Source organism: Streptomyces sp. DSM 40750, from assembly GCF_024612035.1.
In the GTDB taxonomy this organism is placed as follows: domain Bacteria; phylum Actinomycetota; class Actinomycetes; order Streptomycetales; family Streptomycetaceae; genus Streptomyces.
The window spans coordinates 655,931-680,364 of record NZ_CP102513.1; the positions used below are offsets into that span (position 1 = coordinate 655,931).

The 24,434-nt window shown below is 71.0% G+C and carries 23 protein-coding genes; 12 read left to right on the forward strand and 11 right to left on the reverse strand.

Annotated elements, in window-relative coordinates; translation table 11 throughout:
* Window positions 1-4: 4 nt before the first annotated feature.
* The 4 genes from JIX55_RS03205 to JIX55_RS03220 all read right to left on the reverse strand — a co-directional run bounded on the left by JIX55_RS03205 (window position 5) and on the right by JIX55_RS03220 (window position 4,068).
* Window positions 5-1,444 carry a dihydrolipoamide acetyltransferase family protein gene (locus JIX55_RS03205; RefSeq protein ID WP_257561674.1) on the reverse strand — a complete coding sequence of 480 codons (1,440 nt, stop codon included), beginning with the start codon at window positions 1,442-1,444 and terminating at the stop codon, window positions 5-7.
* Complete coding sequence (locus tag JIX55_RS03210) at window positions 1,441-2,451, reverse strand: alpha-ketoacid dehydrogenase subunit beta (protein ID WP_257561675.1); 1,011 nt, start codon at window positions 2,449-2,451, stop codon at window positions 1,441-1,443. The genes JIX55_RS03205 and JIX55_RS03210 overlap by 4 nt, the downstream gene beginning before the upstream one ends.
* A gap of 5 nt (window positions 2,452-2,456) precedes the next feature.
* Complete coding sequence (locus tag JIX55_RS03215; RefSeq protein WP_306819977.1) at window positions 2,457-3,467, reverse strand: thiamine pyrophosphate-dependent dehydrogenase E1 component subunit alpha; 1,011 nt, start codon at window positions 3,465-3,467, stop codon at window positions 2,457-2,459.
* Between the two features lie 118 nt (window positions 3,468-3,585).
* Window positions 3,586-4,068 carry a VOC family protein gene (locus tag JIX55_RS03220; RefSeq protein ID WP_257561677.1) on the reverse strand — a complete coding sequence of 161 codons (483 nt, stop codon included), beginning with the start codon at window positions 4,066-4,068 and terminating at the stop codon, window positions 3,586-3,588.
* 293 nt (window positions 4,069-4,361) lie between these two features.
* Here JIX55_RS03220 and JIX55_RS03225 point away from each other — a divergent pair, with 293 nt between their 5' ends.
* The 4 genes from JIX55_RS03225 to JIX55_RS03240 all read left to right on the forward strand — a co-directional run bounded on the left by JIX55_RS03225 (window position 4,362) and on the right by JIX55_RS03240 (window position 8,619).
* Entirely contained in the window at window positions 4,362-5,627 is a 1,266-nt protein-coding gene (locus JIX55_RS03225; protein ID WP_257561678.1) for an aromatic ring-hydroxylating oxygenase subunit alpha, read from the forward strand.
* Complete coding sequence (locus tag JIX55_RS03230; protein ID WP_257561679.1) at window positions 5,624-6,448, forward strand: SDR family NAD(P)-dependent oxidoreductase; 825 nt, start codon at window positions 5,624-5,626, stop codon at window positions 6,446-6,448. The genes JIX55_RS03225 and JIX55_RS03230 overlap by 4 nt, the downstream gene beginning before the upstream one ends.
* Window positions 6,445-8,217 carry a PEP-utilizing enzyme gene (locus JIX55_RS03235; protein WP_257561680.1) on the forward strand — a complete coding sequence of 591 codons (1,773 nt, stop codon included), beginning with the start codon at window positions 6,445-6,447 and terminating at the stop codon, window positions 8,215-8,217. The genes JIX55_RS03230 and JIX55_RS03235 overlap by 4 nt, the downstream gene beginning before the upstream one ends.
* Before the next feature lie 87 nt (window positions 8,218-8,304).
* Window positions 8,305-8,619, forward strand: a complete 315-nt coding sequence (locus tag JIX55_RS03240; protein WP_257561681.1) for a putative quinol monooxygenase — start codon at window positions 8,305-8,307, stop codon at window positions 8,617-8,619.
* Between the two features lie 63 nt (window positions 8,620-8,682).
* Here the strand turns inward: JIX55_RS03240 and JIX55_RS03245 are convergent, their stop codons facing one another.
* From JIX55_RS03245 to JIX55_RS03260, 4 genes are read right to left on the reverse strand one after another with little or no spacing between them, the layout of a single operon-like run.
* Window positions 8,683-9,708, reverse strand: a complete 1,026-nt coding sequence (locus tag JIX55_RS03245; protein WP_257561682.1) for an NADP-dependent oxidoreductase — start codon at window positions 9,706-9,708, stop codon at window positions 8,683-8,685.
* Window positions 9,709-9,712: 4 nt separating this feature from the next.
* Window positions 9,713-9,928 (reverse strand): transposase, encoded by a 216-nt coding sequence (locus JIX55_RS03250; protein WP_257561683.1) that lies wholly within the window; start codon window positions 9,926-9,928, stop codon window positions 9,713-9,715.
* Between the two features lie 7 nt (window positions 9,929-9,935).
* Window positions 9,936-10,250, reverse strand: coding sequence for a 2Fe-2S iron-sulfur cluster binding domain-containing protein (locus JIX55_RS03255; RefSeq protein ID WP_257561684.1), 315 nt, complete (start codon window positions 10,248-10,250; stop codon window positions 9,936-9,938).
* Window positions 10,247-11,656: an aromatic ring-hydroxylating oxygenase subunit alpha gene (locus JIX55_RS03260; protein ID WP_257561685.1), complete on the reverse strand. Its 1,410-nt coding sequence runs from the start codon at window positions 11,654-11,656 to the stop codon at window positions 10,247-10,249. The genes JIX55_RS03255 and JIX55_RS03260 overlap by 4 nt, the downstream gene beginning before the upstream one ends.
* Before the next feature lie 369 nt (window positions 11,657-12,025).
* On the opposite strand from JIX55_RS03260, the gene JIX55_RS03265 reads away from it, so the two are divergent.
* From JIX55_RS03265 to JIX55_RS03280, 4 genes are read left to right on the forward strand one after another with little or no spacing between them, the layout of a single operon-like run.
* Window positions 12,026-13,168, forward strand: coding sequence for a sugar ABC transporter substrate-binding protein (locus JIX55_RS03265; protein ID WP_257561686.1), 1,143 nt, complete (start codon window positions 12,026-12,028; stop codon window positions 13,166-13,168).
* Window positions 13,153-14,685, forward strand: a complete 1,533-nt coding sequence (locus JIX55_RS03270; RefSeq protein WP_257561687.1) for a sugar ABC transporter ATP-binding protein — start codon at window positions 13,153-13,155, stop codon at window positions 14,683-14,685. The genes JIX55_RS03265 and JIX55_RS03270 overlap by 16 nt, the downstream gene beginning before the upstream one ends.
* A gap of 1 nt (window position 14,686) precedes the next feature.
* On the forward strand, window positions 14,687-15,781 hold the full coding sequence (locus tag JIX55_RS03275) for an ABC transporter permease (protein WP_257561688.1): 1,095 nt from the start codon (window positions 14,687-14,689) through the stop codon (window positions 15,779-15,781).
* Window positions 15,782-15,783: 2 nt separating this feature from the next.
* A complete protein-coding gene (locus JIX55_RS03280; protein WP_257561689.1) occupies window positions 15,784-16,827 on the forward strand; it encodes an NAD(P)-dependent alcohol dehydrogenase in 1,044 nt (347 codons plus the stop codon).
* A gap of 40 nt (window positions 16,828-16,867) precedes the next feature.
* On the opposite strand, the gene JIX55_RS03285 is transcribed toward JIX55_RS03280, so the two are convergent.
* From JIX55_RS03285 to JIX55_RS03295, 3 genes are all read right to left on the reverse strand, one after another.
* Window positions 16,868-17,665, reverse strand: a complete 798-nt coding sequence (locus tag JIX55_RS03285; RefSeq protein WP_257561691.1) for a ThuA domain-containing protein — start codon at window positions 17,663-17,665, stop codon at window positions 16,868-16,870.
* A 3-nt stretch (window positions 17,666-17,668) separates the two neighbouring features.
* Entirely contained in the window at window positions 17,669-18,433 is a 765-nt protein-coding gene (locus JIX55_RS03290) for an SDR family NAD(P)-dependent oxidoreductase (RefSeq protein WP_257561692.1), read from the reverse strand.
* 121 nt (window positions 18,434-18,554) lie between these two features.
* Complete coding sequence (locus tag JIX55_RS03295; RefSeq protein WP_257561693.1) at window positions 18,555-19,796, reverse strand: acyl-CoA dehydrogenase family protein; 1,242 nt, start codon at window positions 19,794-19,796, stop codon at window positions 18,555-18,557.
* A gap of 196 nt (window positions 19,797-19,992) precedes the next feature.
* Here JIX55_RS03295 and JIX55_RS03300 point away from each other — a divergent pair, with 196 nt between their 5' ends.
* The 4 genes from JIX55_RS03300 to JIX55_RS03315 are packed head-to-tail and all read left to right on the forward strand — an operon-like array spanning window position 19,993 to window position 24,401.
* Window positions 19,993-21,531 (forward strand): AMP-binding protein, encoded by a 1,539-nt coding sequence (locus JIX55_RS03300; RefSeq protein WP_257561694.1) that lies wholly within the window; start codon window positions 19,993-19,995, stop codon window positions 21,529-21,531.
* Window positions 21,532-21,574: 43 nt separating this feature from the next.
* Entirely contained in the window at window positions 21,575-22,180 is a 606-nt protein-coding gene (locus JIX55_RS03305) for a histidine phosphatase family protein (RefSeq protein WP_257561695.1), read from the forward strand.
* Between the two features lie 30 nt (window positions 22,181-22,210).
* A complete protein-coding gene (locus tag JIX55_RS03310) occupies window positions 22,211-23,401 on the forward strand; it encodes an acetyl-CoA C-acyltransferase (RefSeq protein ID WP_257561696.1) in 1,191 nt (396 codons plus the stop codon).
* 19 nt (window positions 23,402-23,420) lie between these two features.
* On the forward strand, window positions 23,421-24,401 hold the full coding sequence (locus JIX55_RS03315; protein WP_257561697.1) for a PDR/VanB family oxidoreductase: 981 nt from the start codon (window positions 23,421-23,423) through the stop codon (window positions 24,399-24,401).
* The last annotated feature ends 33 nt before the right edge of the window (window positions 24,402-24,434 follow it).

A 24,434-nucleotide genomic window follows, 5' to 3' on the forward strand; every position in this document is an offset into this window, starting at 1 on the left:
CCGATCACACCAACAGGCGGAGGGGCTTGCTCAGCAGCTCACCGACCGTGCGCAGATATTCGGCGGCGGGTGCCCCGTCGACGGCACGGTGGTCGAAGGTGAGGCTCAGCGTGAGCACCCGCGTCCGCAGCGGTCTGTCGTCCACCCACTCCACGCCGTCCCTGAGCCGGCCCACCCCGAGGATCGCGACGTTGCCGGGGTTGATCACGGGGGTGAAGAAGTCGACGCCGTATCCACCGAGCGAGGTGACGGTGAAGGTGGCGCCTTCCAGCTGGGCGGGGGAGATCCGCCCCTCGCGCGCGGCCTGGGCCAGGTCCCTCGACCGGCGGGCCATCTCGGGCAGCGGCAGCGTCACCGCGTCCTCGATCACGGGGACCATGAGGCCGCCCGGAACGGCCACCGCGAAGCCCAGATGGATGCCGCCGAGCAGATGAACACCGTCCTCCCGCACCGTCGCGTTGAGCAGGGGATGCTCGCGCAGGGCCAGGGCGGCGGCCTTCAGCAGGAAGTCGTTGAGGCTGGGCACCGGCAGGTCACTGTCGGCCCACTCCTCCTTGAGCCGGTCCCGCAGGGACACCACGGCGTCCATCCGCACCTCGTAGCCGTGCGTCAGCTGTGCCATCTCCTGGAGGCTGGCGTGCATCCTGCGGGCGATGGTGCCGCGCATCCCGGTGAGCGGGAGGACGTCGCCGGGCTGAGGGGCCGCGTTGCAGCGAACGGGCGTAGGAACGACGGCGTCGAGGTCGGAGCGGCGGATCCGGCCGCCGGGCCCGGTGCCGTTCACGCCGGAGAGGTCGATGCCTCGTTCCTTCGCCAGCTTGCGGACCAGCGGCGAGGAAGGAGTGCCGCCCGGCTGGACCGGTGCGCCGAGGTCGCCGGGGAGGGCCGCGAGGAACTCCTCCACGTCCTCGGAGACGATCCGGCCGACCGGCCCCGTGCCGCGTACGGCGGTGAGGTCCACGTCGGCAGCGGCGGCGACCCGCCGGGCGTTCGGTGAGGACAGAAGCCGGCCGGCGGTGCCGTTGAGGCCGGACGCCGCGGCGGGACCGCCGGCGTGGGTGGCCGCACCGGTGCCGGTGCGGGCAGGCGCGGCGGCCGTATCCGCACCGCCGCTGTCCAGGGCAGACGCGGCGGCCGCACCCGCACTGGACCCGGACCCGGCGGGCATCGGCGTACCCGCCGGGCCCGGTGGCTGCTCGCCCTCGGCCAGCAGCCAGCCGATGAGGGCCCCGGTCGGCACGGTGGCGCCCGCCGGGACCACCGGGTGGAACAGTCCCCCGGCCTCCGCCTCGACGTCCACGTCGACCTTGTCGGTGGCCAGCCGCAGCAGTGCGTCGCCCTCCGCGACGGCCGCGCCGGTGGGCACCAGCCATTCGTCGATCGTGCCTTCCTGCATGGTCAGGCCGATCTTCGGGAGCAGAACCTCGACCGCCACGTCGGTCACGACCTTTCGAGGAGGCGCCGGCAGCCCTGGGCGATGCGGGCGCGATCGGGCACGTACGCCTTCTCCAGGACCGGGGAGAAGGGCACCGGGGAGAAGGGGGCGCCGATGCGCAGGACCGGCGCGTCCAGGTAGTCGAAGACCGCGTCCTGGATCTGGGCGGCGATCTCCGCGCCGAGCCCGCCGAAGGTGACGGCCTCGTGCACCACGAGCACCCGGTTGGTGCGGCGGACGGAGGCGAACATCGTCTCGGTGTCCAGCGGCTGCACGGTGCGGGGGTCGATCACCTCGATCTCCACGCCCTCGGCGGCGAGTTCGTCGGCCGCGGCCAGGGCCTCCCCCACCATGCGGCCGAGGGCTATCACGGTGACGTCGGAGCCCTGCCGCGCGGTGTGCGCCTGGCCCAGCGGGATGCCGTAGATCTCCTCGGGCACCTCGCTGGTGCTGCCGAGCAGGACCTTGTTGAGCATGACGACGACCGGGTTGTCGTCCCGGATGGCAGAGACGGTCAGGCCCTTGGCGGTGTAGGCGTCGCTGGGCATGACCACCTTGAGGCCGGGCACGTGGGCCAGCCAGGCCTCCAGGCTCTGACTGTGCTGGGCGGCGGCACCGAGGCCGGCGCCGGAGGCGGTGGTGATGGTGAGCGGCACGGACAACGCGCCGCCGAACATGTACTTCATCTTCGCCGCCTGGTTGACGATCTGGTCGAGGCAGACGCCGATGAAGTCCATGAACATCAGGTCGACGACGGGGCGCAGCCCCCGGGCGGCGGCTCCCACGCCGAGGCCGACCAGGGCGGCCTCGGAGATCGGGGTGTCGATCATGCGACGGGGGCCGAACTCGTCGAGCAGGTTGTCGAACATGCGGAACACGCCGCCGTATCCGGCCACGTCCTCGCCGGCGACAAAGACGTTCTCGTCCTCGCGCATGGCCTGCGCGAGACCCTCGTTGAAGGCCTTGACGTAGGTGAGTTTGCGCGTGGCGACGGTCGGTGTCTTGGTGGTGGTCATGGCGGTCATCCCGAGTAGACGTTGAGCAGCAGGTCGGCGGGGTCGGGCAGCGGGCTCGCCTCGGCGTACGCGATGGCCTCGGCGATCTCGTCGCGGGTGCGCCGCCATACGTCGTCCAGCTCCGCACGGGTCGCGGTGCCGTCGGCGACGGCCCGGGTCTCGAGCAGGTCGATGGGGTCGCGGGACTTCCACTCGGCGACCTCCTCGTCCGAGCGGTAGGGATGACGCAGGCCCTTGACGCCCTGGTGGTCGTAGAAGCGGTAGGTCTTGGCCTCGATCATCATCGGGCCCGCGCCGGCCCGGGCCCGTTCGACGGCCTCGGTGGCGGCGCGGTGGACGGCGACCGCGTCCATGCCGTCGACGATCACGCTGGGCATGCCGTAGGCGGCGGCCCGGTCGGCGACATCGGTGATCAGCATGTGCGCGGACTGCGGGGTGAACTCGGCGTAGCCGTTGTTCTCGCAGATGAACACCACGGGCAGGCCGAGGATCGCGGCCATGTTGGCGCCCTCGTGGAAGGCGCCGATGTTGGTGGCGCCGTCACCGAAGAAGGTCACGGCGACGCTGTCCTCGCCCTTGTACCGGGCGGCGAAGGCGGCGCCCACGGCGATCGGGACGCCCGCCCCGACGATGCCGTTGGCGCCGAGCATGCCGCGGGTGAGGTCGTTGATGTGCATGCTTCCGCCGCGGCCGAGGCAGGCGCCGGTGACCCGGCCGTACAGCTCGGCGTACATCTCGCGGAAGCCGACGCCCTTGGCCACGGCGTGCCCGTGGCCTCGGTGGGTGGAGGTGATCTGGTCGTCGTCGCGCAGGGCCGCCATCACACCGGCGGCGACGGCTTCCTGGCCGACATAGAGGTGCAGGAAGCCGGGCAGTTTGCCGGCCTCCATGAGCTTTCCCGCTTCGGTCTCGAACAGCCGGATGCGCACCATGCGCTCGTGCAGGTCCTTGATGACCTGCGCGGATGCTTGGTGTGTGGTCTTCGCGGCCGACTTCCGCGGTGCTTTTTGAACCATCGTCCGCCCCTTCGCCCCGTTGCGAGGTTTCCAACTGATCGGACTTTCTGTTGCCGGTCTACAGTAACCAGCAGAGCGCACCTTACTGAAGAGGTTCTCTAATTACTACGGGCCGGGTTCAACGGGTCTCCTGTTCACCGCCTCGCCGGTCCGCCAGTTCGAGGACGTTGCCCTCCGGATCCACCCAGAAGCTGATCCGCCGGTCCCGCGCCACCACGACGATCGGGGACGACAGCGGCCGGGCACCGGCGGCCGGCAGTGCGGCGACGACCGGCACGATGTCGTCGAAGTGAAAGGTGACATAGGACAAGCCGCGGCGTGCGGCCAGCGGTACGGCCGACGGCCGCGCATCCGCAGCCGCATCCGCATCCGCATCCGCATCCGCATCCGCATCCGCCCGAAGTCGTATCAGCTTGATCCGGCCCCCGGACGGCACCTGAAGCCAGACGACCAACAGGGGCCCGCCCAATCCGGCCGGGCCGCCGATCTCGTGCGGGATGTGCGAGTGGTGCACCGGAACGCAGCCGAGCACTTCGCGATAGAAGCGCTCCAACACCTCCAGGTCGCGCACCACGACACCGACCTCGAAGGGCTGGGTCATCGCCACTTCTCGGGACACCCGAGCCGGCTCGGCCATCTCATCGACCACTGGACCCCTTCCGCCTACTCGCCACCCGCACCCACCCTTCAGCTGGAGCCGATCCCCAGAAAGATCGAGCTGAGCGGGGGTTACCCTCGCGACAGAAAGCGGAGGTGACCTGCGGAATGCCGCACAGCCAAACTTCGGCACTTTCTATTGACACACAACACTAACTCCTGTTGTTGTGGCGGTCGCAGTGGAGCTGTAGCACAGGAACCCTTCACCAGCTCGCGGCTGGGAGGATTGAGGACATCGTGGTCCAGATCTCACCGGAGACCCGAGCGGCAGGCGACGAGCGCCCCTTGCCGCCCCCCGCCCCGGAATACCACTCATGGATCGGCCAGGACCGCTCCAGCGATGCCGCGGGCAAGGCGATGCGGCAGGACGCGGCCGACCTTGCCGAGCGTGTCATCGAGCACTACCGGAACAACACGACGCATGAGGCCGAGGAGCAGTGGACGGAACCCGTCGACAACTACCTCGACGTCGACCGCTGGCTGCGTGAGATGGACGCCGTCCACCGGAGCGTCCCGCTGCCGCTCGCCATGTCGTCCGAGCTCCCCAAGCCCGGGACCTACAAGGCACTGGACGTGCTCGGCATCCCCATCCTGATCACCCGGGACCGCCAGGGCGCAGTCCACGCGATGATCAACGCCTGCCGGCACCGTGGCGCCGAGCTCGTCGAACCGGGCTGCGGCGTGGCGAAGCGGATCACCTGCCCATACCACGCCTGGTCCTACGACCTGTCGGGGGAACTGCGCGGCGTGTACGCCGAGAAGACCTTCGGCGACGTACCGCGCGAGAAGCGCAGCCTGATCCAGCTCCCCGTCGGTGAGCGCGCCGGCATCGTCTTCGTATCGCTCGATCCGAACGCCGAGCACGACCTGGACGCCTGGCTGGGAGATCTGCAGCCACTGCTGGAGGGGCTCCGCTTCGCGGACTGCCACCACTACGCGACCCGAGAGCTGACCAGCCCGAACTGGAAGGTCACCCTCGACGGGTACCTGGAGACGTACCACTTCGCCTCGCTGCACACGAAGACGGTCTTCGAGACGAACTTCTCCAACATGATGGCCCACGACACGTGGGGGCCCCACCAGCGCCTCGGTGCGGCCCTGCGGCCCGTCGCCGACGTGGTGGATCTTCCTCCGGACGAGCGCGACCCCGGCGATGTCGTCGGGGCCATCTACTGGCTCTTCCCCGGCCTGGCCATCGCCGGTACGTGGCGCAACAAGATCGCCGTCTCCATCGTGATCCCCCGGACGGCCACCGAATCGGTGACCCAGCAGATCGTCCTGCTGCGCGAGCCAGCCGTCACCGAGGAGGAGCGGCACGCCGCCGACCAGTTCGGCGAGTGGTTCTACGAGGTGGTCCGCGACGAGGACTACGCGACCACCTACGGAGTGCAGCGGGGCCTGAAGGCCCTCGCCGGGACCGACTTCGTCTTCGGACGCAATGAACCCGGACTGCAGCACTTCCACCGCACCATCCACCGCCTCCTGGACGAAGCGTCCAGATGACGAACCCTCAGAAACCGCAGGAGAACAGCATGGTGGCTACGGGCAGCCTCGACGGACGTGTCGCGGTGATCACGGGCAGTACGCGCAGTATCGGCCGCGCCATCGCCGAGGCCTTCCTGGCCGACGGAGCCACGGTCGTGCTCAGCGGCCGCTCCGAGATCAAGGGCAAGCAGGCCCTGGAAGAACTCCAGGCAGGCGACAAGGCCGTCTTCCACTCCTGCGACTCGAGCCGCCAGTCGGACATCGAGGCACTGGTCGACTGGACGGTCGAGCGCTTCGGCCGACTGGACGTCATGGTCAACAACGTCGGAGGCACCGAGGGCTTCGCCCCGGTCCACGAGCTGAGTGACGAGGCGTGGCACAAGGCGCTCGACCTCAACCTCAACGCCTACTTCTACGGCACCCGCCGTGCGCTGAAACCCATGCTGGAAGGTGGCTGGGGCCGGGTCATCAACATCTCCTCGGTCGAGGGCAAGCAGGCCAACAAGCCCGCGATCAGCCACTACATCACCAACAAGCACGCCATCCACGGTCTGACCAAGGCGACCGCCTTCGAGTACGGCACCATGGGCATCACCTGCAACGCGATCTGCCCCGGCGCCGTCGACACCGACCTGATGCGGGCCGCCGGGCCGGCCGCGGCCGAGGCCGAGGGCATCTCGTACGAGGAGTGGCTGGGCCGGTTCGCCGAGCACGCCGCCACCAAGAAGATCACCACCGTGGAGCAGATCGCGGGCCTCGCCTCGCTGCTCGCCAGCGACGCCGGCGCGGGCATCACGGGCACGCTGATCAGCGTCGACGGCGGAACGGCGCAGTGGTGAGCGCCGGAACGGACGGCGGGAGCCCCCTCGCCATGAAGCACTGGATCACCGACTGGCAGCGCAGCGAGCGACTGCCCCACTACACCCGGGCCAACGCGGGCGAAACCCTTCCGGAGCCGGCCAGCCCGCTGGGCTGGACCCTGGTATGGGGGCGCGGCCTGCAGGGCTGGCGTCGCGGTTTCGTCGAGTTCGGCATCTACCGCGGGGACGAGATCAGCGGCCCTCGCCCTCCGTTCGTCGGAATCTTCGGCGGTTACTTCTACCTCAACCTGTCGCACCTGCGGCTGTTCGGCATCCGCATGGGGCAGACCGCGGACCAGATCGACACCGCCTTCGTGGGCCAGCGCTCCGACACGCCGGTGTACGTGCCGCACCCCGACGACCTGGACGCGGAACTGACGGCCAAGGCCACAGCGACGCTGCAGGGGATGCTCGGCCAGGCCGGCTACCCGGAGGGCGACGCCGACCATGAGCGGCTGCGCCGTATCAGGCGCGAGCGACCCGACCTGGCGTCCCTGTCCGACGTCGAGTTGGTGGCCTACGCCCGCTCGTTGCTGGCCGACGTGGAGACGACCTTCCAACGGCATGTCGAGTCCTCGCTGCCCGCGTCCGTCGGGCCGGCGATCCTCGGACCGCTGTGTGCGAGCGTCGACCGTCCCGGCGCGATGCTCGACCTCATCGGCGGGCTGGGAGGCGTGGACTCCGCCTCTCCGTCAACCGGGCTGTGGACGCTGTCCCGCCAGGTGGTGGCCTCGGCGGAGCTGACAGCTCTGTTCGACCGGGGTCCGGCCGCGGTGCAGCAGGCCCTCGAAGGGGCGACCGGAGACGTCAAGGCGTTCCGTGACTCCTTCGACGAGTTCATCGCCGAGTCCGGCGACCGCGGCCCCAACGAGTGGGACATCCACGCGCTGTCCTGGGAGGCGGCGCCGGTCCAGGCGCTGGCTCTGGTCGATCGGATCCGGCACACCTCCGACGACAACTCTCCGGCCGCGCGTCACCGCAGGCTGACCGAGCGCCGCGAACAACTCGCGGCGGAGATCCGAGCGGCCCTCCCCGAGGACACTCGGCCGATGTTCGACGCCGGCATGCACGCTTCCCAGGTGTGGATCCCGGCACGTGAGCGGACCAAGGCCAACTGTGTGACCGTCATCAACGAAATCCGCATGACGGTAAGGGAGCTGGGTCGTCGCGGAGTCGAGGCGGGACGCTTCGCCGAGCCCGAGGACGTGATGATGCTGCTGGAGACGGAGCTCGACGACTATGTCGCCGACCCGGGCGGCTTCGAGCCCGTCATCGCCCAGCGGCTTCAGGAATACGCCGGGCTGCGCAAGCTGGAACCGCCGTTCTTCGTCGCACAGGACGCACAGACCGAGATCGACGGCTGGCCGCGGCGCAGCGAGGATGGTGTCGCGATCGCCGCCGAGGGCGATGTGCTGACGGGCGTCGGCGGAAGTCACGGCGCCTACACCGGCAGGGTGCGGGTGGTCACCGACCCGGCCTCGTGCGAGGCGCTGGAGCCGGGCGAGGTGTTGGTGGCGCCGATCACGGACGCGGCCTGGACCCCGCTGTTCCTCGTGGCAGGAGCAGCTGTCGTGGACGTGGGCGCGCTCAACAGCCACGCCGTCGTGGTCTGCCGCGAACTCGGAATCCCGGCCGTCATCTCCGTCGAGGGCGGTACACGGCGGCTGCGGGACGGCATGGTGATCACGGTCGACGGCGAGAAGGGCACGGTCACCGTGGACGGCGTCCCAGCGGCACTCGGCATCTGAGCAACCATGGGCCCGTCGCTCCTTCCTGGCAGAGGGGCGGCGGGCCCACGGTCATGAGCCATGGCCGTGGAAGGGGAAAGGACCACCGTGTCAGAGGAAATCATCGTCGCCGGCTGGATGGACTACGAGCCCGCGGACCGCGACACGATGCTCAGGCACCTCGTCGAAGTCGGGAAGCGCACCCGCGAGGAAGAGCCCGGCTGCCTGGACTACGCCATGACGGCGGACCCCACGGACGGCCGCCGGATCCGGGTGTTCGAGCGGTGGGTGTCCCAGCAGGCCCTCGACGAGCACTTCGCCACCCCGCACATCAAGGACTTCCGGACCGCCGTGGCCGGACTGACCCGGTTGGGGGTCTCCCTGCAGGCACATACGGTCGCCGCGTCGCGGCCCATGCGCTGACCGCGGTCCCGGCCCGTGCGACGAACGGCGCCCGCGTCGCGGGCGCCGTTCGTCGTTCAGTCGTCAGTCATTCAGCCGGACCAGCATCTTGCCGACGTTGCCGCCCCGCAGCAGGGACAGCAGGGCTTCCGCCGCGTTCTCCAGGCCGTCCACGACCGTCTCGCGCGCGGTGATCCGGCCCTCGGCGAGCCAGCCCGCGACCCGCCGCTCGAACTCCGGCCGCAGGTCGTCGTGGTCACGGACGATGAATCCGCGCAGAGTCAGCCGCTTGAGGACCGCCTGGATCAACTGGTTGATGTCGGCGGACCGTCCGTCGCCGCCGAACTGCGACATCATGCCGCACAGGGCGACCCGGCCACCGGTGCGCAGCGCGTGCAGCGCGGCGGCGAGCTGCTCACCGCCGACGTTGTCGAAGTACACGTCGATGCCGTCGGGTGCCAGCCGGGCCAGGGCGTCGCGCACGGGCTCGGCGCGGTAGTCCGCGGCGGCGTCGTAGCCGAACTCCTTCACCAGCAGGGCGCACTTGTCCGGTCCCCCGGCGGTCCCGATCACGCGGTCCGCGCCCAGCAGGCGCGCGAACTGGCCGGCGGCGGTGCCGACGGCGCCGGCCGCCGCCGACACGAGGACGGTGTCGCCCGGACGCAGCTGCGCGATCCGGGTCAGGCCCACGTACGCGGTGAACCCGGTCTGGCCGAGCAGGCCCAGCCAGGTGGGCAGCGGGGCGAGTCGGGGGTCGATGCGACCGGCGCCGTCGGTGTCCGCCGCGTCCAGCACCGCCCGCTCCCGCCAGCCGAGCTGGTGGCGTACGTACGTGCCCGGCGGCACCGAGGCGCAGCGGCTCGCCTCCACGACACCGAGGGCGCGGCCGTCGAGCGGCGAGCCCGGGGTGAAGTTGTGCGTGTAGTGCTTCTCGGTGCTCTCCAGGCGCCCGCGCATGGACGGGTCGACGCTCATGTAGAGGTTGCGCACGAGCAACTGCCCCTCCCCCAGGGGCGGCAGCGGGCGTTCCTCCACGGCGAAGTCACCGGGGAGCGGTTCTCCCTCGGGCCGGCGCACCAGACAGACCACGCGGGTGGTACGGGGCGTCACGGGGTCACTGCTCCGGTTGCCGGGTCGTACGCCGCTGGGCGAGGCGGCCGACCCAGCCGGCCATCTGGAGGTCGGCGTGGCGCAGTTCGCCCGACTGCCACCGGGCCTGGAAGTCGAAGACGCCCCGCGCCCCGGTCGCGGGGTCGGTCACCTCGACCAGTCCGTCCTCGGTGAGCCGGTACACATGCCCGGTCAGTGGGTGGATCACTTGCTTGGACATGGGGGCCTCACTCCTGCACTCGGCGGCGTACGCCGCGCTTGGTCACGGTCACCGGGCCCTCGACCCGGAGCCGGCAGGCGAGCCGGGTCAGGCCGTCCACCGGCCTGCGCAGGGACTCGATGCCCTCGCGCTCCAGCGGGCCCACCGGGGAACAGTTCTCAGCACCTTCCTCGACCTGGACGAAGCAGGTACGGCAGGTGCCCTTGCCGCCGCAGACGGTGGGCCAGCGGTAGCCGAGCCGCTGGGCGGCGGTGAACAGGTCCTCCCCGTCGAGGACTTCGAGTTCGGCGCCGGAGGGCATGACGGCCACCCGGTGGGTCACTTGTCCATCCAGTGGTCGAGCGTCCGGTTGAAGTGGCGGATGCGGCTCTCCTGGTAGTTGGCCAGGGTGATGCCCGGTTTACGCATCGCCTTCAGGCCCTGCTGGACGTAGGGCAGGTTCTCGCAGTCCTGGTCGAAGACGGGTCCGAGGACGCCGAGTTCGGGGATGTCGGCGAAGAGCATGTCCTCGGGCACCCAGCGGATCTTCACCGGGGGCGGTGTCTCCCCGGGCTGCTTCGGGGACGACATGAAGATGATCTCGGCGGTGCAGGAGTCGGGGTCGAGGCCGTGGGGCCGGAACCGGTAGATGATGTTCGACTTGGCGCCGCCCCAGGGGTTGAAGTTGGGAAACAGCAAGTAGTTGATGGCATCGAGCAGTTCGGTGTCCGGGGTCTTCGAGAAGTCCTGCTGCGAGGTGGCCGCCAGTTGCGCGCGCATCCGCTCGGCGAGGACCTGGCGGGCGGTGCCGCCCGGCGGGATCGCCGGCAGTTCGTCACCCTCCCCCATCACCAGGTCACGGCCCTGGGCGGCGGCGTAGAACGACCGCGAGTCGTAGAACGTCTCCAGGACGTCCTCCTCCGTGACGGAGTCCGCCACGTGCGGGCTGGGAGCGCCCTGGATGTTGATCATCCGGCTCCAGTTCGGCTGGTCCGCCATGACGTCGTACTGCGAGTTGGCGTCGGCGAGCCACGGCAGCATCTGCGGGTGGGTGGCGATCACATGGAAGGACTCGATGAACGCGTCCTGCGCGACCTTCCAGTTGCAGGGCAGCACCTTGCCGATGTGCAGCGACTTGTAACGGTTCTCCAGCGGCCAGATGTAGTAGTCGTCGAAGGTGCCGCGGTAGCTGTCGAAGGACTCGGCGTACGGGTCCATGTTGATGAAGACGAAGCCGCGCCAGGTGGCCACCTGGGCCTCGGGCAGGGCGAACTTCTCCGGGGTGACGTGCGGGAAGTCCCAGGCACAGGGCGGGGTCCGCATCGTGCCGTCGAGGTTCCAGGCGAAGCCGTGGAACGAGCAGCGGAACTCGCTGACGTTGCCGCCGCCGGTGCGCAGTTTGCGACCGCGGTGCAGACAGACGTTGACGTAGGCGCGGATCTCGTCGGGGGCCGTGCGCACGACGATGAGGGAGTCGTCACCGATCTCGTAGATCTCGTGGTCGCCGACCTCGGGGATCTCGCTCTCCAGGCAGGCGAACTGCCAGACGCGCCGCCAGACCTGCCGCATCTCGCGTTCGGCCCACTCGCGGGAGGTGAAGCGGGCGGTGTCGATGTCCTCGCTGCCGAGGTGGTCGTTGCGCTCGTACCTCAGGGCCGGGGGAACGGGGCGGCTGTCCTGGTCGAGGTAGTCCTGGACGCTGGGCCCGGGGCACCGGGCCGTGGCCGGCTCCGACGTTTCGTCCATCATCTCTCCTCCGACAGAAACTTTAGAGTGAGTGTAGTTACGGGTTACGGCATGGAGCAACACTCACGCCGGTGAACGACCCTCGCGGCTTCCGTGCCCCACCACGGCATTCACCCGTGAGCCTGGAATTTCTTAGGGAGACCCTCTCCCCAAGTCCGCTGCGACATGTCACACTCCGACCCACTTGAGGCTGTAGTTCCTCAAAAGTTTCTCCCTTCCTGGACGGTCTCTGCCCGTCCCGGCCCCAGCGCCGCGGCGTCCTCGCCCCGGGGCGACACAGAATCGATTCGCCTGAACGGAGCCGACCGCCGCGGACGCGGAAGCGACGCGGGTTTCGGCAGCGCAGGCGACACACCACGGGAGTACTCAACGATGAGTTCCAGACCCCGTCGCGCGGTCCGCCGCGCCCTCACCGCGACCATCCCCGTCACCTCCCTGCTCGCCCTGGCGGCGTGCGGCACCGGCGCCACCCCGGCTGCCGACTCGACGCAGGCGGCGGCGCCCGGCTCCGCAGGCCTGACGGCGGCCCGCGAGGCCCTGGCGAAGTACTCCGAGCGCCCGGACTCGATCTCCGTCACCCAGCCCGTCGGCAAGAAGATCCCCAAGGGCAAGAAGATCGACTTCATCCTCTGCGGCGTCCAGTCCTGCAAGGACCTCGCCGACTTCTTCACCGAGGCCGCCGAGGAACTCGGCTGGGAGGTGAAGCAGATCGCCACCCAGGGCACCCCGGAGTCCGTCCAGGCCGCCTACGAGCAGGCCCTGCGCGACAAGCCGGACGCCGTCGTCGCCTCCGGTTTCCCGCGTGCCGTCTACGCCAAGCAGCTGGCCCGGCTGAAGGACGCCGAGATCCCCGTCATCCAGTCGAACGCCGACGACCTGCTGGGCGACGGCATCTCCCTGCTCAAGAACGGGCCGGACGACGTCGGCGTCCAGGGCGAGATGCTCGCCTCATGGGTGGTGTCGAACAGTGACGCCAAGGCGAACACCGTCTACTTCGACCTTCCGGCGTACACGATCCTCAAGCCCGTCAAGGACTCCTTCGCCGCCAAGTACGAGAAATGGTGCGACGGTTGTGGGCTGGACAACGTCGACGTGCCGATCACCGCGGTGGGCAAGGACATGCCGGACCGTGTGGTGTCGTACCTCCGGTCGCACCCGAAGGTGACCCATGTCGTCTTCTCCCTGGGCCTGCTCAACGTGGGCGTGCCGACCGCGCTGAAGACCGCCGGCATCACCGGCAAGCACATCGTCGTCAACGTCGGTGACGCGCAGAACTACCAGTACATCCAGAGCGGTCTCACCGACGGCGCGATGGCGCTCAACTCCCACGAGACGGCCTGGCTCCAAGCCGACGCGCTGGCCCGGCACTTCACCGGCCAGCCCATGGACGTGGACCAGCAGGCCGCACTGCCCAACATGCTCGTCACCAAGGACAACCTGCCCTCGGCCGACGGCGACTTCCCGATCGTCGAGGACTACCAGGCGCAGTTCAAGGCGCTGTGGGGACTGAGTTGACCGGGCCGGTGCTACGGGTGGCCGCCCTGTCGAAGCGATTCGGCGGCACCCAGGCACTGAAGGACGTCGATCTGGAGGTCTCGCCGGGCGAGATCCACGCCCTGATCGGGCCCAACGGCTCCGGCAAGTCCACCCTCATCAAGATCCTCGCCGGCTACCACCACGCGGAGCCGGGCGCCGTGGCCCAACTCGACGGCGAGCCCTTCGACCTCGGCCAGGTCACGGCTTCCCGCCACGACCGGCTCCGCTTCGTCCACCAGGAGCTGGGGCTGGTCGGCGAGTTGAGCGCCATCGACAATCTCGCGCTCAGCCACGGCTTCGCCCGCACGGCCTTCGGCAACATCCGCTGGCCGGAGATGGAACGGCGGACGAGCGCCCTCGTCGAACGATTCGGCCTCGGCATCGACGTGCGCCGGCCCCTCGCGACGGCGACCCCCGTCCAGCGCACGGTGGTGGCCATCGCCGCCGCACTGCAGGGCTGGGAGGGCCGCCGCGGTGTCCTGGTGCTCGACGAACCCACCGCCGTCCTCCCGCCCGGCGAGGTGGCCCGCCTGTTCGACATCGTGCGGGAGGTCCGCGACGCCGGCGCCGGCGTCCTGTACGTCTCACACCGGATGGACGAGATCTTCGCGCTCGCCGACCGGGTCACCGTGATCCGCGGAGGACGCCGGATCGCCACACTCCCGGTCGCCGAACTCACTCCGCGTGCGCTGGCGGAGCTGATGGCGGGCGAGGAGATGGAGACCGACCACCGTCCCCCGGCCCCTTCCGGTCCCGCCGACCCCGTACTGGAGGTCCGCGACCTGTGGGCCGGGCCCCTGCGGGGAGTCGGCTTCGACCTGGCGAGGGGCGAGCGCCTGGGCATCACGGGCCTGGTCGGCTCCGGCCACGAGATCGTGCCGTACGCGGTGTGCGGGGCCCATGCCGGGCGGGTGAGCGGCAGACTGCGGCTGCCGGAACGCTCCGCGCGGTGGACCCAGGCGCGTGACGCGGACGGCCTGGGCCTTCCCCTGGTCCCGGCGGACCGGGCGGGCGAGGGAGTGATCGGCGACTTCTCGGTCGGCGAGAACCTCACTCTGCCGCTCCTGGACCGGCTGCGCGCCCGTTCCGGGCGGCTGCGCCGACGCCGCGAGTCCGACCTGGCGGAGGACTGGATCCGGCGGGTCGGGGTGCGTACGGCCGGACGCCATCCAGCCGGCGCCCGGATCACCACGCTGAGCGGCGGCAACCAGCAGAAGGTCGTCATGGCCCGCTGTCTGGCCCAGCGCCCGCCGGTGCTGGCGCTGTGCGAACCCACGGCGGGCGTGGACATCGCCACCCGTCTGCAGCTCTACGACCTGATAGAGCGTCAGGCCCGTGAGGGCATGGGCGTTCTCGTGTCCTCCTCCGACACACAGGACCTGCTCGCGCTGTGCACCCGCGTCCTGGTGGTGCGGGACGGCCGGATCGCACGGGAGATCAGCGGCCGGGACATCACCGAGCCCGCGCTCGTGCACGCCATGGAAGGAACCGAGTGACATGACGTCCACCCCGACCCGGGCGGCGGAGCTCCCGCCGTCCGCTCCGAAGAGGTCCGCGGTGTCCGCACCGGGGACACCGGGCCGGCGGGTGGCGGCCGCCCTGTCGTTCCGGAACATCGGCGCCGTGTACGTGTGGCTGGTCATCGTCGTGCTCTTCTCCGTGTGGGCGCCGGACACGTTCCCGACCACCATCACAGTCAAGCAGGTGCTGAACGGCAACGCCGTGGCAGGCCTGGTGGCCCTCAGCGTCGTACCACCGCTGGCCGCGCGGGTCTTCGACCTCTCGATCGCCTACACCATGTCGCTCACCAGCGTGCTGACCGCCTACTTCATGGTCTCCTCCGGACTCGGGCCCGGCACGGCCATCGCCCTGGCGATGACCGCCGCACTGCTGATCGGAGTCGTCAACGGCATCGTGGTGGTGATCCTGCGCGTCGACTCGTTCATCGCCACCCTGGCCACCGGTGCGCTGATCCAGTCGCTGATCACCATGGTCACCAACGACAGCTCGATCACCGGTGTGCAACTGCTCGCCGAGCCGTTCGCGAGCATCGCCCAACTGGACGCGGGCGGCATCACCCTGCCGGTGCTGTATCTGCTGCTCGCCGCGGCCTCCATCTGGTTCCTGCTGGAGCACACCGCCACCGGGCGCCGGTTGTACGCGACCGGTTTCAACGCCGACGCGGCCCGGCTGCAGGGGGTGCGGACCGACCGGCTGCGCTTTCTGACGCTGGTGGCCTCCGCCCTGCTCTCCGGCTTCGCCGGCGTCGTCTTCGCGTCCTCGGTCGGCTCCGGGTCGCCGACCGCGGGCACCCCGTATCTGCTGTCGGCGTACGCCGCCGCGTTCGTCGGGGCGACCCAGTTGCGGGCGGGCCGCTTCAACGCCTGGGGCACGGTCCTCGCGGTCCTCCTGCTCGGCACAGGCATCACGGGGCTCGGGCTCGCCACCAGCGCGCAGTGGGCCGCGAGCCTGTTCACCGGCTCGGTCCTCATCGTGGCGTTGGTCCTCACGGGTGGCCGGATCGCCCTGCCCGCCGTTCTGCGCCGCCGGACGGCGCCCCGGCCGGATATCACTACCGACAAGGAGGTCTGACAATGAAGGCTGTGCAGTACCGACGGGTGGGGCACGCCCCCGAGGTCGTGGAGGTGCCGGTGCCCGAGCCCGGCCCGGGACAGGTTCTGCTGAAGGTGACGGCGGCGGGGCTCTGCCACTCCGATCTGGCGGTGATGGGCTGGCCCGAGGAGCAGTTCCCCTACGTGCTGCCGATGACACTCGGTCACGAGGGTGTCGGGACGGTGGCGGCGGTGGGCGCCGGTGTCGCCGGCCTGGCGGAGGGCGAGGCGGTGGCGGTGTACGGCCCGTGGGGCTGCGGGCGCTGCCACAAGTGCGCCGAGGGCAAGGAGAACTGCTGTCCGCACGCCGCCGGGCTCGGCATCCTGCCGCCGGGGCTCGGCCGGCCCGGTGCCCTGGCGGAGTACGTGCTGGTGGACTCCCCTCGCCACCTGGTGCCGCTGAGCGGAGTCGACCCCGTGCAGGCCGCGCCCCTCACGGACGCCGGACTGACCCCGTATCACGCGATCAGCAGGTCGCTGCCGAAGCTACTGCCCGGCAGCACGGCGGTGGTGATCGGCGTCGGCGGTCTGGGGCATCTCGCCGTGCAGCTGTTGCGCGCGCTGACCCCGGCGCGGGTGGTCGCCCTCGACGTGGGCAAGGAGAAGCTGGAGCTGGCAGCCAAGGTGGGCGCGCACGAGACACTGCTCTCCGACGGCGAGGCGGCCGCGCGGATCCGGGAGATCACCGGCGGTACGGGCGCGGAGGTCGTCCTGGACTTCGTCGGGGCCGAGGCGACCCTGGCCGTGGCCGCCGCGTCGGTGGCGGTTGAGGGCGATGTCACCGTCGTCGGCCTCGGCGGGGGCACTCTGCCCGTCGGCTTCGGGGGCGGGCTGCCGTTCGAGGTGTCGGCCTCCTTCCCCTACTGGGGCAGCCGGACGGAGCTCATGGAGGTCCTCGAACTCGCGCGGCAGGGGCTCGTGACCTCCCACGTCGAGACCTTCACGCTGGAGCAGGCGCCCGAGGCGTACGAGCGTCTGCACGCCGGGGAGATCAGCGGCCGCGCGGTGGTACTCCCGCACGCCTGAGCCACGAACCGTGCAGCGGGCCGGCGCCCGAGTTCCTCGCTCAGGCGCCGGCCCGCTCCTCTGCCGGGTTTCGCACACCCACCACCCGCTCCACGCAGCGCCGGAGCACCGTCAGGAACTCCGGTGTCTCCCATGGCCCCGCATCCACGCGCCCGGTGTCGTCCACGCCCAGGTCCTGCATGTCGTAGCGGCCCCGGCAGTGACCGAGGGTGAAGTAGCAGACCTCGCCGAGGCCGTGCCGCTTGAGGTACAGCACCGGTCGGGGCGCGCTGTCGAGGGCCGCCGTGTCGCCCTCGGCGAAACCGCGGCACGGCCCCGTGTACTCGGCGTGCAGCAGCACCTCCGGCTCCCCGTGCAGCTCGCACACGTACAGCTCGTCGGTGACCGTGAACGGCCCGATCCCGGCGACCAGCGGATGGTCGGGCCGGGTCACCCGCACCTCGTACGGCTCGATCGGCGGGTGGGCCAGGAACTGGCTGCCGAGCACCTGAGCCAGTTCCCCGAGGAGCCGTGGAGTCGTGAACGTCCTCGGCCCGTCACTCGTCGACGGCTCGATCACCGCGTTGGTGCCGTGCAGGGCGAGCCAGCGCCCGCCCCGCTCGACGAACCGGGCCAGCGCGGCCCGTTGCGCCGGGCGGGGCCGGACGTCACAGGTGTAGGTGACCAGCAGGTCGGCCTTGTCGAGGGCGGCCACGCAGTCGTAGTCCTGGTACACCGCCGTGCGCACCCGTGGATGCTCACCGAGCAGCTCCAGCAGCCGCAGCCGCGCGTGGTCGAAGTCGTGCCAGCGGCCGCCGCAGACCATTACGGCGTCCAGGCGGCCGGCCGGGCCCGCCACGGCTCAGTACTGGACGCGGGTGAGCAGCCCGCCGTCCACCACGAGGTTGACCCCGACGCAGAAGGAGCCGGTCCGGCCGAGCAGGAAGGCCACCGCCGCGGCCACGTCCTCCGCGGTGCCGTAGCGGCCGATCGGCAATTTGGCGAGCACCTCCTCGTACACCTCCGGGCGGCTGGTGCGGATGGTCTCCCAGGCGCCGCCGGGGAAGTCGATCGGGCCGGGCGAGACGGTGTTGACGCGGATGCCCTTCGGCGCGAGGGAGTGCGCGAGGGCCGAGGCGTGCTGGACGACGGCCGCCTTGAGCGCGGAGTAGGAGTTCGCTCCGGCCGGGCGCGCGGTGTCGGAGGCGTTGGTGGTGCCGATGGCCACGACGGCGGCCCGGTCGGAGGCCTCCAGGTGCGGCAGGGCCGCCTCGACGAGTCCCGCGAAGGGGATCAGGTCGCCGCGCAGGCTGGCTTCCCAGGAGTCGGGGCCCTTCACGTTGCCCGCCGACACGTTGGACACCAGCAGGTCCAGGCCGCCGAGTTCGGCGGCCGCCCGCTCGACGAAGCCCGCGAGGGCGACCGGGTCGGTGACGTCGACCGCTTCCGCGAACACTGTCGCCCCCTCGCCGCGCAGCTCGGCGGCGGCCTTGGCGAGTCCTTCCTCGCCCCGTGCGCACAGCGCCAGCGCGCAGCCCTCGGCCGCCAGGGTCGTGGCGATCGCCCGCCCGATGCCCCGACTCGCCCCGGTCACCAGCGCCTTCGCGCCTGTCAGTCCCAGATCCATCGATGTCACTCCTTTGTGATTGCCGAAACGGCCACGGTGGCTCCGTTGCCGGGAAGGTCGTTCAAGTACCGGGCAGGTCCTTCGGGTACCGGGAAGGTCCTTCGGGTGCCGGGCAGATGCCTCAGTTGCCGGGAAGCTGCGAGAACGGCGCCCGGTCCGCCCGCGGCTCCGACGGCAGCTTCAGCACCCGCTCGCCGATCAGGTTGCGCTGGATCTGATCGGTGCCTCCGGCCAGCCGGTAGCCGGGGGCGCCGAGCAGATGCTGTGTCCAGGCAAAGGTGCCCGGTTCCCCGGTGTCGGCGCTGATCCGCGCCCCCATCAGCTCGGCCGCGACCTGTCCGGTGCGGGTGAGCAGGTCGGAGGCCATGAGCTTGGTCAACGACGCCTCCGGTCCCGGCCGACCGCCGGCGGCGCTCGTCCTGGCCACCCGGTCCACGGTGGCCGCGCGCAGGGCGGCACGTACGTACAGGTCGGCCAGGCGCTGGCGGACCAGCGGATCCGAGGTGCGGCCGAGGGAGCGTGCGAGTGCGAGCACGTCGGAGAAGGTGCCGCCCTTGCGGCGGTTGCCGCTGCCGGAGGCGGTCCGTTCGAAGGCGAGGGTGGTGGTGGCGACCTCCCAGCCTTGGCCCGGGCTCCCGATCCGGAGCCGGTCCGGGACGCGTACGCCGCTGAGGAACACCTCGTTGAAGGAGGCGCCGCCGCTCATCTGGCGGATGGGACGTACCTCCACACCGGTGGCGTCCATCGGGACAAGGAAGGCGGTGATGCCGGCCTGTTTGACGACGTCCGGGTCGGTGCGGGCGAGCAGCAGGCCGTAGTCGGCGAACTGGGCTCCCGAGGTCCACACCTTCTGACCGTCGATGAGCCACTCGCCCCCGTCCTCCTGTCGGGCGCGGGTGCGCAGGGCCGCGAGGTCGGATCCGGCACCGGGCTCGCTGAAGAGCTGACAGGCCAGCAGGTCGGTACGCAGGAACGCGCGTGCGTGGTCGTGGAGTTGCTCGGCCGTCCCGAACAGGGAGACGGCCATCGCGACCAGGCGCACGGTGACGCTGATCAGCTCGGTGGACGGCGGCACCTCGAAGGCGGACTCCTCCTCGGCGAAGGCCGCCACATGGGCGGCGGTCAGGCCCGCGCCGCCCTTGTCCAGGGGGAGGGTCAGCGCCTGGTACCCGGCGTCGAAGCGGGCCCGCTGGTAGGCGCGGCAGCGCTCCAGCAGCAGGCGTTCCTCGTCCTCGGGGAGGTTGTGGAACACGGCGAGATCGGCGGCCTCTCCGGCGGACTCCGGCGTCCGCGCCGGTTCGAGCACGGTGGCCAGCCACTGCCGGACCTGTGTACGCCATGCGTCCGGATCGGGCTGGGACATGGCTCCTCCTCGGTCACTTACCAGACGACAGATTCAGTAACGGGGATCGGGAGGTAGGCCTCCCTGACCGCTGAGCCATGCGGGAATGGCTCATCTGGGGATCAGAGTGTTCCGTACTTTCTTGATAAACGCTACAGTCTCCGCATCCCCTCTCCCCTCGAATCGGGTGAGGGCCCCAGGAGCCGCCGGAGGAGCCATGTCGCTGCTGCCACTCGACCGTCGCGCCCAGGAGACACCCGACGAGCCCGCCCTGGCGGACGACCTGGGCGTGCTGTCCTGGTCCGGCCTCGCCGACCAGGTGGCCCGGGCGTCGGCACGGCTGCTGGAGTTCGCGCCCGGCCCCGACGACCGGGTCGCCGTCCTCGGCGACAACGCGATCCCGACACTGGTGGCCCATCTGGCGGGCCTGCGCGCCGGAGTGGGGACAGTGGCCACGTCCCGGAACCTCACGTCGGGCGAGCTCGTCGACCAGATCATCGACGCGGGCGTGACCGGGATCATCGCCGGCCCCGCCGGTGGCGGTGCCGCCCTCGACGCGGCCCGGGAACTGGGCCTGCCGCTGGTACTGCACGGCACCCCGGCGGTCGGGCACGCCTTCGACTGGGACCTGTGGCTGGCGGCCGCGGCCGCCGGGCGGGAGGTCCCGACGGACCGGCCCGCCCGGCCTCCGCTCGTCTACACCTCGGGAACCACCGGACGGGCGCGCGGCACCGAGGTGCGCTGGGTGAACGGCCCGGTCGCCGACAGCTCCGCCTACCTCGCCGCGATGGCCGCCCGGCCCGGATTCCCGCCGGGCGCGCACCTGGTGTGCGGCCCCCTGCAGCACAACGCACCACTGACCTCCCTGCGGCACCTGGCGGCCGGTGAGCCGGTGGTCGTCCTCGGCCGATACGACGCGGAGACGTTCCTCAGCCGGGTACGGAAGTGGCGGGTCTCCTCGACGGTGATGGTGCCCACCCACTTCCAACGGCTGCTCGCCCTCCCCGAAGAGGTCCGCGCCCGGTACGACGTCTCCAGCCTGCGGCAGGTCTCCCACACCGGCTCCGCGTGTCCGCCGGACGTGAAGCGAGCCATGATCGAGTGGTTCGGTCCGGTGCTGACCGAGTCGTACGGGGCCAGCGAAGCGGGAACCGTGGCCCGCATCAGCAGCGAGGAGTGGCTGGCGCACCCGGGCTCGGTCGGGCGCGTCCGGCCCCCGTTCGAGGTCCTGGTCACCGATGACGACGGCCGACCGCTGCCGCCCGGCGAGCGCGGGCTGCTGGCCTTCCGGGCACCCGAGGACCAGGGCGTCCGCTACCACGCGGACCCGGACAAGACCAGGTCCGCCTATCTCTCCCCCGGCGTCTTCACGCTCGGCGACATCGGCTACGTCGACGGAGACGGCTACATCTTCATCACCGACCGGGCCGCGGACGTCGTGGTCTCCGGCGGGGTCAACCTCTACCCGGCCGAGAGCGAGGCCGTACTGCGGCAGCACCCGGCGGTCGCCGAGATCGCGGTCATCGGTGTGCCCGACCCGGACTTCGGCGAGTCGCTGCGGGCGCTGGTCGTGGTGACGGGGGACGAGCCGCCGGCCGACGAGCTGGACCGGTTCTGCCGCGAGCGCCTCGCCACCCACAAGTGCCCGAAGTCGTACGAGTTCGTTCCCGAGCTGCTGCGCAACGCGATGGGCAAGCTCGACAAACGCGCGATGCGCCGCCCCTACTGGAGCTCGGAACGGACCATCGCCGGCTGAGCCGACCCGCCCGCCCTCCCCTCATACGTACGAAGGACCATCCATGACCGAACTCCTCCTCATCCGGCACGGCCTCCCCCTGGCGGGCGTGTTCGACCCGGGGCTGTCGCCGGAGGGCACCGCTCAGGCCGAGCGCCTCGCCGCCTGGCTCGGGCACGAGGGCCTCGACGCGCTGTACGTGAGCCCGTTCCGGCGGGCCCGCGAGACCGTGGCACCTCTGGAACGGCTCACCGGCATGACCGCCACCGTCCTCGACGACCTGCGCGAGTGGGACACCGACGTGACTCAGCCCTATACGCCACCGGAGCAGATCGGCACCGACGATCCCCGGGCGGCGGCGCTCGCCGAGGGCCGCTACGAGGACTTCGTGCCCGATCTGGACTGGGACGCCTTTCGCGCGCGAGCCGTGCGGGCCATGGACACCATCCTCGACGCCCATCCCGGCGGGCGGGTCGCGGCCGTGTGCCACGGCGGCATCACCAACACCTATCTGGCGACGGTGCTCGGCCTGCCCACGATGTTCTGGTTCCACCCCGACTACACGTCCGTCAGCCGGGTTCGGCGCATGCCCGGCGGCCGGATCGTTCCGCACTCCGTGAACGAGACGGCCCACATGATCGCCGATCGCGCCGTCGACGCGGTCGCCTGACCCCGTCCCACTCCCCAGGAGGTCCCGGCCATGCCCGGATCCGTCATCGTCGCCGGAGCGAGAACTCCCATCGGCAGGCTGATGGGTGCCCTGAGCACCGTGTCCGCGGTCGACCTCGGCGCCCACGCCATCGGCGCGGCACTGACCGCCGTCCGCCTGGACCCGGCGGCCGTGGAAGCCGTCGTCATGGGCCACGTCGTCCAGGCCGGGGCCGGTCCCAACCCGGCACGGCAGGCCGCGATCCGCGCCGGCATTCCCTTCTCCGTCCCCGCGAGCACCGTCAACAAGCTCTGCCTGTCCGGTCTGCACGCCATCGCCCTGGCCGACCTCATGATCGCCTCCGGCCGTCACGAGGTGGTCGTCGCCGGTGGCATGGAGTCCATGTCGGGCGCCCCGCACCTGCTGCGCGGGGCTCGCACCGGCTGGAAGTACGGTTCGGCGGCGGCGGAGGACGCCCTCGACCGCGACGCCCTCGTCTGCGCCTTCGACGGCGTCTCCATGGGCGCGGCCACCGAGCGCCACCAGCGGCCGTTCGCCCTGACCCGTGAGGAGCAGGACGAGTACAGCGCACTGTCCCATCAACGGGCCGCCGAGGCGCAGGAGTCGGGCGCGTTCACCGGGGAGATCGCCCCCGTCACCGTGGCGGGACGCCGGGGCGAGACGGTGGTGGACACCGACGAGGGCGTACGGCCGGGCAGCACCGCCGAGAGCCTGGGGCGCCTGAAGCCGGCCTTCTCCACCGCCGGCACCATCACCGCGGGCAACTCCTCACAGCTCTCGGACGGCGCCGCGGCCGTCGTCGTGATGAGCGCGGAGCGCGCCCGGCGCGAGGGCCTGTCCCCGCTCGCCGAGATCGGCGCCTACGGCACGGTCGCGGGCCCCGACCCCTCGCTGCTCGTCCAGCCGGCCGGCGCGGTCCGCGACGCCCTGTCCCGGGACGGCCGGCTCAAGACCGCCGACCTGGACCTGTTCGAGATCAACGAGGCGTTCGCCGGAGTGGCTCTGGCTTCCGTACGGGAGCTGGGCATCCCGCTGGACAAGGTGAACGTCAACGGCGGAGCGATCGCGCTCGGGCACCCGGTCGGCATGACCGGAGCCCGGCTGGTGCTGACTCTCGCGGCGGAACTGCGGCGGCGCGGAGGCGGCAGCGGAGCGGCGGCCCTGTGCGGGGGCGGCGGCCAGGGCGACGCGCTGTTGCTGCATGTGCCGACGCAGGACTGAACCCCGGAGCCGAACCACCATGAACGATCAACTGCCCCCGGTCGACACGACCCTTGTCGTGGCGACCCGTGTCCCCGCCGCCGACGGCGTCGTCTCCCTCACCCTGCGCCGACCCGACGGCGGGACGCTCGCCGCCTGGACACCGGGCGCCCACATCGACGTACTCCTGGACGGCGAAGACGGCAGCGACGGCGGCGGTCTGATCCGCCAGTACTCCCTGTGCGGAGACCCGGCTGAACGCGGGGCCTGGCAGATCGCCGTGCTGCGTGAGCCGCAGGGCCGCGGCGGCTCCGCGTACGTCCACGACCACCTGCGCGAGGGCACCACCGTGCGGGTCCGCGGACCGCGGAACAACTTCCCGCTGCGCCCCGCCGCCCGCCATCTGTTCATCGCCGGCGGGGTCGGCATCACCCCCATCCTTCCCATGGTCGAGGCCGCCGAGGCCGCTGGGGCCGACTGGAGTCTGCTGTACGGCGGCCGCACCCGTACCTCCATGGCGTTCCTGGACCGCCTCGTCCCGCACGGGGACCGCGTGCTCATCCGTCCGCAGGACGAGTACGGCCTGCTGGACCTCGCCGCCCACCTCGGCGTGCCCGAGGAGGGCACCCTGGTGCACGCCTGTGGTCCCGAACCCTTGTTGCGGGCGGTCCAGGAGCAGTGCGCGGGCTGGCCGCCCGGCACGTTGGGCGTCGAACGGTTCGCCCCGGTACGGACGGCCGCGACCGGCCCGACCGGGGCCTTCGAGCTGGAGCTCGCCCGCTCCGGGCTCACCCTCACCGTGCCGCCGGACCGTTCGGTGCTCGAAACCGTGGAGGAGGCCGGCGTCGCGGTGAACTTCTCCTGCCGGGAAGGCACGTGCGGCACCTGCGAGACCGACGTACTCGACGGCAGGCCCGACCACCGCGACTCGCTGCTGACCGAGGACGAACGGGCCGCAGGAGACACCATGCTCATCTGCGTCTCCCGCTCGTGCGGGCCCCGCCTGGTCCTCGATCTGTGACGGCGATCACTCCCAGTATTTTACTAGGACGTC